Origin of the sequence: Neobacillus sp. D3-1R (assembly GCF_052180215.1) — a bacterium.
Lineage (GTDB): Bacteria > Bacillota > Bacilli > Bacillales > Cytobacillaceae > Pseudoneobacillus.
This window is the reverse complement of the sequence record NZ_CP197471.1, coordinates 4,246,634-4,261,476: the sequence shown is the minus strand read 5'-3', so window position 1 is coordinate 4,261,476 and position 14,843 is coordinate 4,246,634. Positions and strand designations below refer to the sequence as shown.

Genomic DNA, 14,843 nt, shown 5'->3' with positions numbered 1-14,843 from the left:
ACTGACGAGGGAGCAATTGAAAATGGACAAACCGAAACGAAAGCGATACAAAAATGGACTTAGAAAAAAGCTTGTTTTCTTTACCACGATATTGGCCATCATTACGTATACAACCAGTGCTTTATTTATTTACTTTTTGTATCCAATGGTAAAAGATAGCCTGCAAATCGGGGAATCACTTTTTACCACAATCACATTGGGAATGGGTGTCATTTGGTCGGGGATTCTAACCTTCATCGCGGCTGGAATTATTACAAAGTCACTGCAAAAGCTTGAAAAAGTGGCACTTGAAGCGGCAAATGGTGATTTAAGTGTGGATGTGGAGATTTCGAAATCGGATGATGAAATCCGTGCATTGGGATTAGCTTTTAACCAAATGCTTGGTAGTTTAAGAGACATGGTACATAAAATTGAAGAAAACTTTTCTGAAACAAATGATAAGGTGATTACGATTTCGAAAGAATCATCCTTTGCAGCGCAACAAGCAGAATCCATCGGAAGAACCATTTCCGAAATCGCAGTGGGAGCTGATAATTCCGCAGTGGCCATCCAAACAACGGTTGAATCATTAGATGATGTCATTCGAATTGCAGCTGAAGTTCAGGAAAAATCTAAAGCAGCTGAACAAATTTCTGAAGATATGATGGATGATTTACAAAACTCTCGTGATGTGATTCACTCGTTAATATCTGGTATTGTTAAATTAGCAGAAGATAATCAGCAATCATTAGAAACGGTTAAACGATTAGAGGAAAATGCAAAAAAGGTAGAAGAGATTATTCAGCTAGTTGGCGATATTGCGGCACAAACGAATTTATTAGCGCTAAATGCTTCTATTGAAGCAGCTAGAGCGGGAGAGCACGGTAAAGGATTTGCTGTAGTAGCGGATGAAGTTCGTAAACTGGCAGACGAGAGTGCAAAAGCTGTTCAAGGTATTTCTGAATTAATTCAAAATATCCAGCTAGAAGTTCAAAACGTGGTGAAACAAATCTCACTACAAGTGGAAACGGCTAACAAAGAAGCTACTAAAGGTACCAAAACAAACGAAGTGATTGAAGAAATGACAAAAACGGTGCATGACATGGCAACAAGTGTTAGCACGATTACAACTTTAGTAGATAATCAGATGGGAAGTATTCAACAAACCTCAAACCAATCACAAGAGGTAGCGGCTATTGCCCAAGAAACGTCTGCAGGTGCACAAGAGGTGGCTGCATCAACTGTCCAACAAACCTCTGTGATCGAAAGTGTCGAAACCTTAGCACAGGATTTAAAAGGACAAGCAGAGAAATTAAAAGAAACGATTACAAGATTCAAACTATAACTAGAAGAAAGGCTGACCTTAAGGAGATTTCAAGGTCAGCTTTTTTTATTTGCTGGCTGGTGACTTTACCGCATTAACGCACCGGGGGTCAGACCCCCGGTGCGTTAATGCGGTGAAGAGGTGGACTGTTTTTTCGTTGTTGCTCCTTTTGCTTGGCTTTCTTTTTTAAGATGACTATGACAAAATATAGAGTAGAAACGTTTACATTTGGGGAGGCTTTTTTACATGAAAGTAGCAATTGCATCAGACCATGGCGGGATCAATATTCGTAATGAGATTAAATCTTTGTTAGATGAAATGGGAGTTTCGTATGAGGATTTTGGCTGCGATTGTGAAACTTCTGTTGATTATCCGGACTACGCTTTACCAGTGGCTCAAAAGGTGGCTAGCGGTGAGTTCGATCGAGGCATTCTTATTTGCGGCACAGGTATCGGCATGAGCATTGCAGCCAATAAAGTAAAAGGAATTCGTTGCGCGTTGGTACATGATACGTTTAGTGCAAGAGCAACAAGAGAGCATAATGATAGTAATATTATCGCCATGGGCGAACGCGTGATTGGCCCTGGATTGGCACGTGATATCGTAAAAATTTGGTTGGGAACGGAATTTGAAGGCGGACGCCACGCAAACCGCGTTGGTAAAATTACCGAAATCGAAAACAACAATTTGTAAAAGAAGGGGTGAGCAAATTGACTCATACCATTCAACACTGGGAACAACAATTACAGACGATTCTAGATGAATTTCTTGAGCAAGCTACATTAACAGAAAAAAATGTTCTTGTTATAGGCTGCAGCACGAGCGAGGTAATTGGTCAAAAAATTGGTACAGCAGGAACGCTTGAGGTAGCTGAAATGATTTATCGCAAGCTTCAGCAAGTTCAAAAGAAAACAGGAGTTCAATTGGCATTCCAATGCTGTGAACATTTAAATCGTGCATTAGTGATCGAACGAGCTACGCTTGAGCAAAAACAACTTGAAGAGGTATCGGTGGTCCCGGTAAGAACAGCCGGTGGAGCGATGGCAACTTACGCTTACGAACATTTTCAAGATCCTGTTGTCGTGGAATTTATTAAGGCGGATGCTGGCATTGATATTGGTGACACTTTAATCGGGATGCATATGAAGCATGTGGCTGTCCCTGTTCGTACTTCTCTAAAAACAGTTGGAGAAGCCCATGTGACCCTAGCAAAAACAAGGCCAAAATTAATTGGTGGACCAAGGGCGGTTTATGAGAAAAAGAAAGAGAATAATAGCTGCTCATAACGTTAAGAAGGTCTGCCTTACAATAGGGTGACCTTTTTTAAAAGGTAGTTTCGAAAAGTTTGTTGCTTTTAAGTTTTTTTTTTATTTTCACTATGAGTTGATTGGAGCGGAGGGCACTTGACTCCTGGGGAAATAGAGGGAAGTGGGAGACTCCACAGGCTGTAAGCGGAGGAGGCTCCCATTCCTCCCCTCGGAAAGCAAGTGCCAGTAGCGGAAATCAACGGGCAAAACGATGAGCTAAAGGCAACAATTATGCGAAAAGAGCCTTTTTATAAATAAATGTTTGTCTAATAGAGTGATGAACAACCTTCTTTTAATCGAAAATTCATGTTAATATAGTATTGGAAATTTTCGAAATATAGCAATTCGTTTTTGATTTACATAACCGAACAGTCAGACAAAGGGGGATTATCATGAAACACTTAGAAAAACAAGATCCAGAACTTTATGCATCGATTCAAAAAGAGCTTGGTCGCCAACGCGGAAATATCGAGTTGATTGCGTCTGAAAACTTTGTAAGTGAAGCTGTTATGGAAGCACAGGGTTCTGTGTTAACAAATAAGTATGCGGAAGGCTATCCAGGCAAGCGTTATTATGGTGGCTGTGAATTTGTCGATGTAACAGAAGATTTAGCAAGAGACCGTGCAAAGAAAATCTTTGGGGCAGAGCATGCGAATGTTCAACCGCACTCTGGAGCCCAAGCAAATATGGCTGTATATTTTACCATTCTTGAGCAAGGTGACACGGTGCTTGGAATGAATTTATCTCACGGTGGTCACTTAACACATGGTAGCCCAGTGAACTTTAGTGGTATTCAATATAATTTCGTAGAGTATGGGGTGGATGAAGTTACTCACCGCATCAATTATGAGGACGTTCGTGAGAAAGCGCTTACTCATAAACCGAAATTAATCGTTGCGGGTGCAAGTGCTTACCCTCGTGCGATTGATTTCGCGAAGTTCCGTGAAATTGCGGATGAAGTGGGAGCATATCTAATGGTGGATATGGCTCATATTGCTGGATTAGTAGCAGCTGGTTTACATCAAAACCCAGTACCATATGCTGATTTTGTCACAACTACTACGCATAAAACACTTCGTGGACCGCGTGGCGGATTAATCCTTTGTAAAGAAGAATGGGCAAAGAAGATCGACAAATCGATTTTCCCTGGAATTCAAGGTGGCCCATTAATGCATGTGATTGCGGCTAAAGCTGTGGCATTCGGTGAAGCTCTTCAAGATAGCTTCAAGGATTATGCTAAGCAAATTATTGACAATGCGCACCAATTAGCGGAAGGTTTGAAAAAAGAAGGCATTAACCTTGTGTCTGACGGTACAGATAATCACTTATTATTAGTGGATCTACGCAGTTTAGATTTAACAGGGAAAGTGGCAGAGAAGGTATTAGATGAGGTCGGTATTACCGTGAACAAAAATACGATTCCGTTTGATCCGCAAAGTCCATTCGTCACAAGTGGTATTCGTATTGGAACAGCAGCGGTTACGTCTCGCGGATTTGGTTTAGCAGATATGGATGAAATCGCATCAATTATCGCGACAACCTTAAAGGATCACGAAAATGAAGCAGTGCTTGAAGAAGCAAGACAACGTGTTGCGGCTTTAACTAGTAAATTTACATTATATCCTGAGAAATAATATTGGTTTAGGGTCTGTCCTTTTTATGAGGGCGGACCTTTTTTGGGCTTGAATAATTTTTTAGTGGGGATTTTATCATCGGACTCTGGTTCCGTTATTTGTGAAAAAAAGGCACTTTTTCCTAACTTATCGGACCCCTATTCCGCTATTCGCTATATTTCATACTAAAAAGGCCAGTTTTGATGCGATAACGGATCCAGAGTCCTTTAATTTTAAAAAAGCACTGGTTATTAGTAAAATAACGGAATGAGTGTCCGATACGAATCTTTAGCGGATTTTATTGGTCTTGATGCGATATTTTTTGTGGAGCTAGACCAATATTAAAAACATTCTCTTGGGAAAGATAACCCATGAGGTGATTAAAATGAAGAAACGTTATGGTGCGTTGACCATTTTTTTATTCCTACTATTGTCCCCGATTTCGGTAACGAAAGCTTCGGAACATAAGGCTGACCCTGATAAAGTAACACGAGAGGCCAATGGACTTGTTACCTGGTATGGGGATTGGGTCTATTATTGGGGAAGAAATGAATCGGAAAAGGAAACGAAAGTGACGAATGCCTTTTTTCGTGAAAAATTGGATGGCAGTGGGAAAGAGATGCTCAGTGATTGGGGAGAGCTGGTTTGGAGTCCAGAGTTCGAAATCGAAAATAACTCCATTTATTATCTGGGCTATGAGTATTCAGGGGAGAAGAAACGATTTTTCTTAAAAAGGATGGACTTAGACGGAAGAAATAAGGAGATTGTCTTGGATCATCTTCCTGTTGGAAGTTTTGAAGTGGAAGGAAAGTGGTTCTATCAAATCGGCTACGACAACACCTGCCCAGACAATTACAAGAATGGAGTCATCTACCGAACCAACTTAGAGACGAAAAGAACGGATGTTTTAAAAAAATGTATTTACCCAAGACTTTGGCCGATTACCGAAAAAGGTACGTATGTGGAGGATGATTTTTATCCGGTTAACAGTACTAAACCACACAAGTCCAACTTAAAAGATGTCTGGAAACAAATCGGTCATAAATCTCCTGTGTTTTTAGAAGTGATTAGGGATGAGGTTTTCCCTGATCGTGGAAACATCTATTATATGATTTGGAGCCGACAGGCATTGATGCAGTATTTAGTGAAATACAACGAAAATAGCAAAAAACCCACTTTAATTAAGGAGCTGCCGAGGTATAACCCGCATTTACGAATGGTGAATGTTTATCGAGGCTACGCCTATTTCGAATCTAGTCCTTTTAAAGGGCATAAAAGAGAAATTCATCGCGTGCCATTAACTGGCGGAGAAATAAAAAAGGTCATAGACATCCCGAATAAAACCTCATTCTCCATTATTAATGGTAATATTTACTTTTACGACGAAAACGTAAAGGTAATCTCCAGAATCCCTTTACCACATTAACGCGCCGGGGGTCTGACCCCCGGTGCGTTAATGCGATAAAGCGTACTTCCTTTTACCATCAAATAAACTCTATTGATTATTAGTTGAACTGGCTGAACTTTTTCTGTAAAATTAGACGAAGTGTGTTATGCGATAGATACATACATATAATGACAGGTTCTCACAAATTCTATTAACAAGATTAACGAAAAGGGGCGAAAGCTGTGGCAAAGGTTTACGTTTTTGATCATCCACTGATTCAGCACAAACTTACATACATCCGTGATAAGCATACAGGAACGAAGGAGTTTCGCGAGCTTGTTGATGAAGTTGCAACTCTAATGGCATTCGAAATCACGAGAGATATGCCTCTTGAGGATATTACAATTGAAACGCCAGTTAGCCAAACAAAATCAAAGGTTCTTTCAGGTAAAAAATTAGGGATCATTCCAATCCTGCGTGCAGGAATCGGTATGGTAGATGGGATTTTAAAATTGATTCCAGCTGCAAAGGTTGGCCATATTGGTCTTTACCGCGATCCTGAAACATTAAAACCGGTTGAATATTATGCTAAACTTCCTAGCGATGTGGAAGAAAGAGATTTCATTGTAGTTGATCCAATGTTAGCAACTGGTGGCTCAGCGATTGAGGCGATTAACTCATTAAAAAATCGCGGTGCGAAGCATATCAAATTTATGTGCTTAATTGCGGCTCCAGAAGGTGTAAAAGCGGTGGAAGAAGCACATCCAGATGTGGATATTTACATCGCAGCACTTGATGAAAAGTTAAATGACCACGGTTATATCGTTCCTGGCTTAGGTGATGCGGGCGATCGATTGTTTGGAACAAAATAAAAGAAAAAAGGTGCCAGGAGCCAACGAATTTCAGCTACATTAAATTCCTTGGTTTCTGGCACTCTTATTAGAAGAGGTGTTCTTTTTGAATAGACCAATTAAAGTCATGACGATTTTTGGGACAAGACCAGAAGCGATTAAAATGGCGCCACTTGTTTTAGAACTAAATAAACACCCAGAGCATTTTGAATCCATTGTTACAGTAACGGCACAGCATAGACAGATGCTAGACCAAGTGTTAAATATTTTTGAAATTACTCCAGATCATGACTTAAATATCATGAAAGACCGCCAAACATTAGTGGATGTGACCACAAGAGGTCTTGAAGGATTAGACAAAGTAATGAAGGAAGTAAAGCCTGATATCGTCCTTGTTCACGGTGATACGACGACGACTTTTATTGCTAGCTTAGCAGCTTATTATAATCAAATTGTGGTCGGACATGTGGAAGCGGGCTTACGCACTTGGAATAAGTATTCTCCATTCCCAGAGGAAATGAATCGCCAGTTAACGGGTGTAATGGCAGACTTACATTTTGCGCCAACGGCGATGTCAGCGGAGAATCTTTTAAGAGAAAACAAGCAAAAGGAAAACATCTTTATCACTGGGAATACAGCCATTGATGCTTTAAAAACTACGGTGAAAGAGGAATACCATCAAGAGGTTCTTGATAAAATTGGCACTGACCGCCTGATTTTATTAACCGCCCACCGTCGTGAAAATTTAGGTGAACCAATGCGCAATATGTTCCGCGCGATTAAACGCATTGTCGAGGAGCAGCCAGATGTTCAAGTGGTTTATCCTGTGCATTTAAATCCTGTGGTTAGAGAAATCGCTGCAGAAATTCTTGGAGATGACCCTAGAATTCAATTAATTGAGCCGCTTGATGTGATTGATTTCCATAACTTTGCTTCAAGAGCGTATTTAATTTTAACCGATTCTGGCGGCGTACAAGAAGAAGCACCTTCACTTGGCGTTCCAGTATTGGTACTGCGTGATACGACCGAACGTCCGGAAGGAATTGAAGCAGGTACATTAAAGCTTGCGGGTGTCGATGAACAAACCATCTACAACTTAGCAACAGAATTATTAACAGACCGTGTAGCTTATGAAAAAATGGCGAAAGCAACGAATCCGTATGGTGATGGAAATGCGTCAAAACGTATTGGAGAAGCGATTCGTTATTATTTTAAGCAAACGGAAGATCGTCCAGAAGATTATATTACAAAGTAAAAGATGCCAAGCACTATCCAGAAATTTGGGTGGAGCTGGCATCTTTTTTTTAAAAAAATTTGTTCTTGGAAAAATTACTTTGTACCAGTAGCATCCTTTTTTATCCCTCGCCTGCATACTCTTCCATTTTCAACACAAACTGAAGGAAAAAGAGGAGGAATTTGGAATGAAGCGAGTTTTCCTATTAACAGCTGGCTTAGCATTACTTTTTCAAAGCAGTGCTATCAGTAAACAGCCCCTTACTCACCCGCCTATCCCTGCAGAATCACCAAATGCGGAAAAGGTGGCGATTATTTTACTAAAAGAAGAAAGCTCTCATTCTGACATTCAAAATTTAATAAAGCCATATCGCCATTTAACCGTAAGGCATGTTTTTCGTGAGGTTTTGAACGGATTTTCGGTAAAAGGTCCGGCCGAACAGATAGAAAAACTGAAGCAGCACCATGAGATACTAGGTGTATCGCCCGTTCAAACGTATAAGGTCGAAAGCAGTGAAGGGATCAAATTGATTGGCGGTGATAAGGTTCGAGGCTATTTTGATCAACAGGATCAGCGTTTAACGGGGAAAGGGGTAACCGTTGGGGTGATTGATACAGGTGTGGATTACACCCATCCGGATTTAAGACGAAATTACAGCGGTGGGTATGATTTAGTGGACCATGACAAGGACCCAATGGAGACTAATGCCAAACAAGGTGAACCAACCTTGCATGGAACGCATGTGGCTGGTGTAATTGCGGCAAATGGAAGAATGAAGGGCGTTGCTCCAGAAGCGAAAATTATTGCCTATCGTGCACTTGGTCCGGGAGGCAGTGGAACCACCGAGCAAGTTTTAGCGGCAATCGACCAAGCTGCCAAGGATAAGGTGGATATTGTGAATCTATCGCTGGGAAACGCGATTAATGGCCCTGATCTTCCCATCAGTATGGCTCTGAACAAGTTAACGGAAAAAGGAATTGTCGCGGTGACTTCGTCTGGGAATTCGGGGCCGAATAAATGGACGGTAGGCTCTCCAGGTACTTCTGCTAAGGCAATTTCTGTTGGAGCATCAACACCGGAATTGAAAGTCCCGTATTTATTAATAGAAGGCAATCGTGAAAAAACCGACATGCAACCGATGATTGGCGCGGAAAAATGGGTGAAAGACCGTTCATTGGAAGTGATTACCGGTGGGATTGGTGAAAAAGCGGAGCTAAAGAACGTGAACGGGAAAATCGTCCTTTTAAAAAGAGGGAAGTTAACGTTTACCGAAAAAGCTATGAATGCCCAAGAAGCGGGTGCCAAAGGAGTGATTATTTACAATAATACAGCTGGTCATTTTATCGGCAATCTTCAAGTCGATGTAGGAATTCCAGTTGCTTCAATCTCAAAAGCCGATGGCGAATTATTGGCGAGACAAATAGAGAAAGGAAGAAATCATATTCGAATTAAGGAAGAAACGGAGCAGGATGTGTTGGCTGCTTTTAGCTCAAGAGGCCCGGTGACAAGAACATGGGAAATTAAGCCCGATGTTTTAGCACCAGGGGTAGCGATTAATAGTACGGTTCCGGGTGGATATTTATCACTTCAAGGAACGAGTATGGCAGCTCCGCATGTAGCAGGTGCCGCTGCGTTAATCAAACAAGCCCATCCCGATTGGACGCCGGAGCAAATTAAAGCCGTATTAATGAATAACGCTCTTCCTTTGCAAAAGCAGAACGGACAACGATATCGAACGTATGAACAGGGGGCAGGGCGCATTCAAATCGACGAGGCGCTTCAAGCAGAATCCATTATTTCCCCGGGCTCGCTGCAGTTTGGGAAGTTTCAGCTGGAAGATCAAAATCATGAACATCGTGCTAGAGTGACAATCGAGAATGTAAGTGATGAAGTCATTCATTACCATTTTGAAACGCCAAAGCCAAGAGATGGAATGAGTTGGCATTTACCTCTCATGTTTTCGTTAAAGCCTAAGGAAAAAAGAAGCGTGGATTTGGAGCTTCAGGTGGATTCAGGACACTTAAAGGAAAAAATTCAGGACGGCTATTTAAATGTGAAGGCCAATGGCAAGAGGATTCACCTTCCCTATATTTATGTGTTGGAGGAACCAGATTACCCAAGAGTGATGGGCTTTGAATATGGAGCTGGAGATGCCCCGAATACATTGCGTTATCAAGTATATTTACCTGGGGGGGCGGACGAATTTGGGATTGCACTCTTTGACCCAGGCGATTATCGTTTTTTAGGATTCCTAGATTCAGGCAGAAATGTGAAGAAAGGAATGGTAGAAAAAGAAATCCCTCTAACAGATACGTTTAAAAACGGAGTCTATCTAGCAAAAGTTTTTGCTAAAAAAGCAAGAAAAGAAGATATGGTAGAAATGATGATCGAGATTCAAAAAACGGATGATAGGGGTCTTGGGAAATAAACCCGTTTTCAATAAGAAGACGGGTTTGTTTTAAATAAAAATTAGATGATAATCATTATAATTTAAGTATACTAAAGAGTGTTTTTCTTGGGAAATTATTTGTGAACAAATTGTGAACAAAGTGTGAACTAAACGGTGACTAGATTGTGAACTTTTTCACTGTAAATGGATTGACATTGACAAGTCACTATTGTATGCTTATCTAGGTGTGAAATGGTAGGGTTTTCAAAACGATTCGACAAATTTCGTCCTAAGCTAATTTGCTAGGAAATAAATCTTACATAATTCATACTTTGTGTTCATTCTCAAAGGTGAGGATGCGATCAAATGAGTCAAAAAAAGCGCCACCCAATGCAAGCAATGGCTTTAATGTCCGCGATACTTTCTCAATTAGTAGGGTCCGTATTGATAGGCATTTTCTCTGGAAGATGGGTCGATCAAAAAATAGGAACCGAACCACTTTTTCTTATTCTCGGATTACTTATTGGATTGGCTACAGGGATTTATGCCATGCTCCGTCTAATCCAACACTTTTTTTCAGGAGAATAGCCACCCATGTCAGATCTTAACCAATTGTTTCAACGACAACGCAGATATATGTTTTTATTGCTAGCTGTTTATGTTCTGGGCTGGGGTTTTACTTCCTATCAATCAATCTTTGCGGGCTTAATTCTTGGAACGGTTTTTAGTTTCATGATTCTATTGCTTCTAGCAAGAAGAGCGCAAAGCTTTGATAAAGCTGTTACTCAAGGCAAGAAGGTCCGTTCACTCGGTTCCCTTTCTCGTTTAGCGACGGCGGCAATCGCGATTATGATTGCTTTAAAATATGAAAACTATTTTCATACCGTAAGCGTAGTAGTGGGACTAATGACAACTTATGTTGTTATTATCATAGATTATTTTTTACTAACATTTTTACAACGTAAATAGCGGGGGAAGAGAGGTGAATACTGTTGCATCATGAAGCTCCATTAGTTCATTTTTTAGGACTTACTTTTAACTTAGCTAATGTCTTAATGATTACAATAGCAAGTGTTATTGTTTTTCTAATTGCGGTTCTTTCCACTCGTCGGATGGCGATGAAGCCTACTGGAATTCAAAACTTCTTTGAATGGGTTATGGATTTCGTTAAGGGCATCATTAACAGCACGATGGATTGGAAGGATGGAGGAAGATTCCATATTCTTGGACTAACTCTATTAATGTATATTTTTGTATCAAATATGCTAGGTCTTCCATTTGCAATCGTTATAGACGAAACATTGTGGTGGAAATCACCAACTGCAGACCCAATTATTACTTTAACTTTAGCAGTAATGGTGGTAGCACTATCTCATTATTACGGAATTAAGTTAAAGGGTGGAAGAGAATATGCGAAGGGCTTCTTTAGTCCGATGAAATTCTTATTCCCATTAAAAATTATTGAAGAGTTTGCAAATACGTTAACACTTGGTTTGCGTCTCTACGGTAATATTTACGCTGGTGAATTACTACTATCTCTTTTAGCAGGCGGTTTAGCTGCTTCGGGGATTGTTGGAACAATCGCTGCGATTCCTTTAACATTAGTATGGCAAGGATTCTCAATCTTTGTAGGTTCAATCCAAGCTTACATTTTCACAATGTTAACAATGGTTTATTTGTCACATAAAGTGGGACATGACCATTAATATAAACCTGTTCATTTGAACAAATTTTTTTAAAAAAATTATTCATACATTTTTAAGGAGGAACTTTATAATGAATCTTATAGCAGCAGCAATCGCAATCGGACTAGCAGCAGTAGGCGCTGGTATCGGTAACGGATTAATCGTAGGTCGTACAGTTGAAGGTATCGCTCGTCAACCAGAAGCTCGTGGTTTATTACAAACTACAATGTTCATCGGGGTTGCGTTAGTAGAAGCATTACCGATCATCGGGGTAGTTATTGCGTTCATGGTTTTAGGTCGTTAATTTTAGAAAAAATGTTCAAATGGCGAAGACGATTCTATTTGACGCTTCGCCATTCCTATGTACCAACTATTATTGAAAATTATTCAAATTGATATAATCACCCGGTTTTTTAACGAGTGTTGAAAACAAGGGAAAGACTCTTGAAGGGAGTGAACCTGAGGTGTTAACAAGCCAATTTGTTTTAGGTGCGGCAGAAGCTGCACACGAAGGAATCAACGGTGGCGACATCGTGTTCCAGTTAGTAATGTTCTTAATCTTGTTAGCATTGCTTAAAAAGTTTGCTTGGGGTCCATTAATGGGGATCATGAAACAACGTGAAGAGCATATTGCTGGCGAAATCAACGCTGCAGAACAAGCTCGTCAAGAAACAAGCAAGCTTTTAGCAGAACAACGTGATCTATTAAAGCAAGCACGTACTGAAGCACAAGAATTAATCGAAAATGCGAAAAAGCAAGGCGATGTTCAACGTGAAGAAATCATAGCGGCAGCTCGTGCTGAATCTGAGCGCGTAAAAGAATCTGCGAAGCGTGAAATCGAACAACAAAAAGAACAAGCTGTTGCAACCATTCGCGAACAAGTTGCAAGTCTTTCTGTTTTAATTGCGTCTAAGGTAATTGAAAAGGAACTGACGGCAGCGGATCAAGAAAAGCTTATTAATGAATATATTCAAGAGGCAGGAGAAGGGCGATGAGCAACTCCATGGTAGCAAAACGCTATGCGTTGGCTCTTTTCCAATTATCGAAGGAAAATAATCTTCTAACTCAAATTGAAGAAGAACTTCGTGTAGTTAAGTCTGTATTAGTTAATTCTAGTGATTTAAATGCAGTTTTAAAGTCTCCTAAAGTATCAGTGGCAAAGAAAAAAGAGATCATCAAAGACTCTTTTTCAAAGGTAAATCCTTTCGTATTGAATACTTTAATGATTTTAGTTGACCGTCACCGCGACGATCAAATCGTTGATGTGGTTGATCAATTTATCGAACTTGCAAATGAAGAACATGGCATTGCTGAAGCGAAAGTGTACAGCATTCGTCCATTAACAAAAGAAGAAAGTGAAACATTATCAACGAGCTTTGCAGCTAAAGTTGGTAAAAAATCACTTCGTATTGAAAACATTGTAGATACCGATTTATTAGGTGGATTAAAAATCCGTATCGGTAACCGCATTTATGACGGCAGCTTACGCGGTAAGCTAGAACGTTTAGAACGTAAATTGTTAGTCTAGATTTCGTAGATAGGGGTGAAACTCATGAGCATCAATGCTGAAGAAATTAGTGCGCTGATAAAAAAGCAAATTGAAAACTATCAGTCTGAAATTCAAGTGAGTGATGTAGGTACGGTTATCCAGGTTGGTGACGGTATCGCTCGTGCTCATGGCCTCGACAATGTCATGGCTGGAGAACTTGTTGAATTTTCAAACGGCGTTATGGGTATGGCACAAAACCTTGAAGAAAATAACGTTGGTATTATTATCCTTGGTCCTTTCACTGAAATTAAAGAAGGTGACGAAGTTCGTCGTACAGGTCGTATCATGGAGGTTCCGGTTGGTGATGAGTTAATCGGACGTGTAGTAAACCCTCTTGGACAACCAGTTGATGGAATGGGACCTATTAACACAACTAAGACTCGTCCAATCGAAGCTCTTGCACCAGGTGTAATGGCTCGTAAATCCGTTCATGAACCACTACAAACTGGTATCAAAGCGATTGACGCACTTGTACCAATCGGACGTGGACAACGTGAGTTAATTATCGGTGACCGTCAAACAGGTAAAACATCTGTTGCGATCGATACGATCCTTAACCAAAAAGACCAAAACATGGTGTGTATCTATGTGGCTATCGGTCAAAAAGAATCAACTGTTCGTAACGCAGTAGAAATGTTACGTAGAAATGGTGCATTAGATTACACAATCGTTGTAACTGCATCAGCTTCTCAACCAGCTCCATTATTATTCTTAGCGCCTTACGCTGGGGTAACAATGGGTGAAGAATTCATGTACAATGGCAGACACGTTCTTGTTGTATATGATGATTTAACAAAACAAGCTGCGGCTTACCGTGAGCTTTCACTATTATTACGCCGTCCTCCAGGTCGTGAAGCATATCCAGGGGATGTATTCTACTTGCACAGCCGTTTGTTAGAGCGCGCTGCTAAGCTTAGCGATGCATTAGGTGCTGGTTCAATCACTGCACTTCCATTCATCGAAACTCAAGCTGGTGACGTTTCTGCTTACATTCCAACAAACGTTATCTCCATCACTGATGGACAAATCTTCTTACAATCTGACTTATTCTTCTCTGGTGTACGTCCAGCGATCAACGCTGGTTTATCCGTATCCCGTGTAGGAGGATCTGCACAGATTAAGGCGATGAAGAAGGTATCTGGTACATTACGTCTTGACCTTGCTTCTTACCGTGAACTTGAAGCATTCGCTCAGTTCGGTTCTGACCTTGATAAAGCAACACAAGCAAAACTTAACCGTGGAGCTCGTACAGTTGAAGTATTAAAGCAGGATCTTAACAAGCCGTTAAAGGTAGAAAAGCAAGTTGCGATTCTATATGCATTAACACGCGGTTTCTTAGATGATATTCCAGTTCAAGATATCCGTCGTTTTGAAGCTGAATTCTTAACATGGTTAGACCACAACCAAAAAGCGTTGTTAGACCATATTGTGAATACAAAAGATCTTCCTTCTGACGAAGATATGGCTGCTGCAATTAACGGATTCAAAAAGACGTTTGCAGTATCTGAATAAGATTGATGAATAG

15 protein-coding genes are annotated in these 14,843 nt (G+C 40.4%); all 15 read left to right on the top strand.

Going from position 1 to position 14,843, the window contains the following annotated elements:
• The first annotated feature begins 22 nt into the window (after nt 1-22).
• The 15 genes from ACSBPO_RS21345 to atpA all read left to right on the top strand — a co-directional run bounded on the left by ACSBPO_RS21345 (nt 23) and on the right by atpA (nt 14,830).
• Nucleotides 23-1,324 carry a methyl-accepting chemotaxis protein gene (locus ACSBPO_RS21345; RefSeq protein ID WP_442596919.1) on the top strand — a complete coding sequence of 434 codons (1,302 nt, stop codon included), beginning with the start codon at nt 23-25 and terminating at the stop codon, nt 1,322-1,324.
• A gap of 225 nt (nt 1,325-1,549) precedes the next feature.
• Nucleotides 1,550-1,996 carry a ribose 5-phosphate isomerase B gene (gene rpiB, locus ACSBPO_RS21340; RefSeq protein ID WP_442596917.1) on the top strand — a complete coding sequence of 149 codons (447 nt, stop codon included), beginning with the start codon at nt 1,550-1,552 and terminating at the stop codon, nt 1,994-1,996.
• A 17-nt stretch (nt 1,997-2,013) separates the two neighbouring features.
• Nucleotides 2,014-2,589 carry a TIGR01440 family protein gene (locus ACSBPO_RS21335; RefSeq protein ID WP_442596915.1) on the top strand — a complete coding sequence of 192 codons (576 nt, stop codon included), beginning with the start codon at nt 2,014-2,016 and terminating at the stop codon, nt 2,587-2,589.
• Between the two features lie 413 nt (nt 2,590-3,002).
• Nucleotides 3,003-4,244, top strand: coding sequence for a serine hydroxymethyltransferase (gene glyA / locus ACSBPO_RS21330; protein WP_442596913.1), 1,242 nt, complete (start codon nt 3,003-3,005; stop codon nt 4,242-4,244).
• A 364-nt stretch (nt 4,245-4,608) separates the two neighbouring features.
• Nucleotides 4,609-5,649, top strand: coding sequence for a DUF5050 domain-containing protein (locus ACSBPO_RS21325; protein ID WP_442596911.1), 1,041 nt, complete (start codon nt 4,609-4,611; stop codon nt 5,647-5,649).
• A gap of 203 nt (nt 5,650-5,852) precedes the next feature.
• Entirely contained in the window at nt 5,853-6,482 is a 630-nt protein-coding gene (upp, locus tag ACSBPO_RS21320) for a uracil phosphoribosyltransferase (protein WP_442596909.1), read from the top strand.
• A gap of 85 nt (nt 6,483-6,567) precedes the next feature.
• Nucleotides 6,568-7,716, top strand: coding sequence for a non-hydrolyzing UDP-N-acetylglucosamine 2-epimerase (wecB, locus tag ACSBPO_RS21315; RefSeq protein WP_442596908.1), 1,149 nt, complete (start codon nt 6,568-6,570; stop codon nt 7,714-7,716).
• 166 nt (nt 7,717-7,882) lie between these two features.
• Nucleotides 7,883-10,123 (top strand): S8 family serine peptidase, encoded by a 2,241-nt coding sequence (locus ACSBPO_RS21310; protein ID WP_442596906.1) that lies wholly within the window; start codon nt 7,883-7,885, stop codon nt 10,121-10,123.
• A gap of 327 nt (nt 10,124-10,450) precedes the next feature.
• On the top strand, nt 10,451-10,672 hold the full coding sequence (locus tag ACSBPO_RS21305) for an AtpZ/AtpI family protein (protein WP_442596904.1): 222 nt from the start codon (nt 10,451-10,453) through the stop codon (nt 10,670-10,672).
• Between the two features lie 6 nt (nt 10,673-10,678).
• Nucleotides 10,679-11,053 carry an ATP synthase subunit I gene (locus ACSBPO_RS21300; protein WP_442596902.1) on the top strand — a complete coding sequence of 125 codons (375 nt, stop codon included), beginning with the start codon at nt 10,679-10,681 and terminating at the stop codon, nt 11,051-11,053.
• 23 nt (nt 11,054-11,076) lie between these two features.
• Entirely contained in the window at nt 11,077-11,790 is a 714-nt protein-coding gene (gene atpB / locus ACSBPO_RS21295; protein ID WP_442596900.1) for a F0F1 ATP synthase subunit A, read from the top strand.
• Nucleotides 11,791-11,860: 70 nt separating this feature from the next.
• Complete coding sequence (atpE, locus tag ACSBPO_RS21290) at nt 11,861-12,073, top strand: F0F1 ATP synthase subunit C (protein WP_026572680.1); 213 nt, start codon at nt 11,861-11,863, stop codon at nt 12,071-12,073.
• Nucleotides 12,074-12,233: 160 nt separating this feature from the next.
• Nucleotides 12,234-12,764 (top strand): F0F1 ATP synthase subunit B, encoded by a 531-nt coding sequence (gene atpF / locus ACSBPO_RS21285; RefSeq protein WP_442596898.1) that lies wholly within the window; start codon nt 12,234-12,236, stop codon nt 12,762-12,764.
• Nucleotides 12,761-13,297, top strand: coding sequence for a F0F1 ATP synthase subunit delta (locus ACSBPO_RS21280; RefSeq protein WP_442596896.1), 537 nt, complete (start codon nt 12,761-12,763; stop codon nt 13,295-13,297). Before atpF ends, ACSBPO_RS21280 begins: the two co-directional genes overlap by 4 nt.
• A 24-nt stretch (nt 13,298-13,321) precedes the next feature.
• Entirely contained in the window at nt 13,322-14,830 is a 1,509-nt protein-coding gene (gene atpA / locus ACSBPO_RS21275) for a F0F1 ATP synthase subunit alpha (protein WP_442596894.1), read from the top strand.
• Nucleotides 14,831-14,843 lie beyond the last annotated feature (13 nt).

What these genes read in the sequence shown, in the direction of transcription:
- ACSBPO_RS21345 (WP_442596919.1), top strand. Translation starts at nt 23, where the DNA reads ATGGACAAACCGAAACGAAAGCGATACAAAAATGGACTTAGAAAAAAG.
- rpiB (WP_442596917.1), top strand. Translation starts at nt 1,550, where the DNA reads ATGAAAGTAGCAATTGCATCAGACCATGGCGGGATCAATATTCGTAAT.
- glyA (WP_442596913.1), top strand. Translation starts at nt 3,003, where the DNA reads ATGAAACACTTAGAAAAACAAGATCCAGAACTTTATGCATCGATTCAA.
- ACSBPO_RS21325 (WP_442596911.1), top strand. Translation starts at nt 4,609, where the DNA reads ATGAAGAAACGTTATGGTGCGTTGACCATTTTTTTATTCCTACTATTG.
- ACSBPO_RS21310 (WP_442596906.1), top strand. Translation starts at nt 7,883, where the DNA reads ATGAAGCGAGTTTTCCTATTAACAGCTGGCTTAGCATTACTTTTTCAA.
- ACSBPO_RS21305 (WP_442596904.1), top strand. Translation starts at nt 10,451, where the DNA reads ATGAGTCAAAAAAAGCGCCACCCAATGCAAGCAATGGCTTTAATGTCC.
- ACSBPO_RS21300 (WP_442596902.1), top strand. Translation starts at nt 10,679, where the DNA reads ATGTCAGATCTTAACCAATTGTTTCAACGACAACGCAGATATATGTTT.
- atpE (WP_026572680.1), top strand. Translation starts at nt 11,861, where the DNA reads ATGAATCTTATAGCAGCAGCAATCGCAATCGGACTAGCAGCAGTAGGC.
- ACSBPO_RS21280 (WP_442596896.1), top strand. Translation starts at nt 12,761, where the DNA reads ATGAGCAACTCCATGGTAGCAAAACGCTATGCGTTGGCTCTTTTCCAA.
- atpA (WP_442596894.1), top strand. Translation starts at nt 13,322, where the DNA reads ATGAGCATCAATGCTGAAGAAATTAGTGCGCTGATAAAAAAGCAAATT.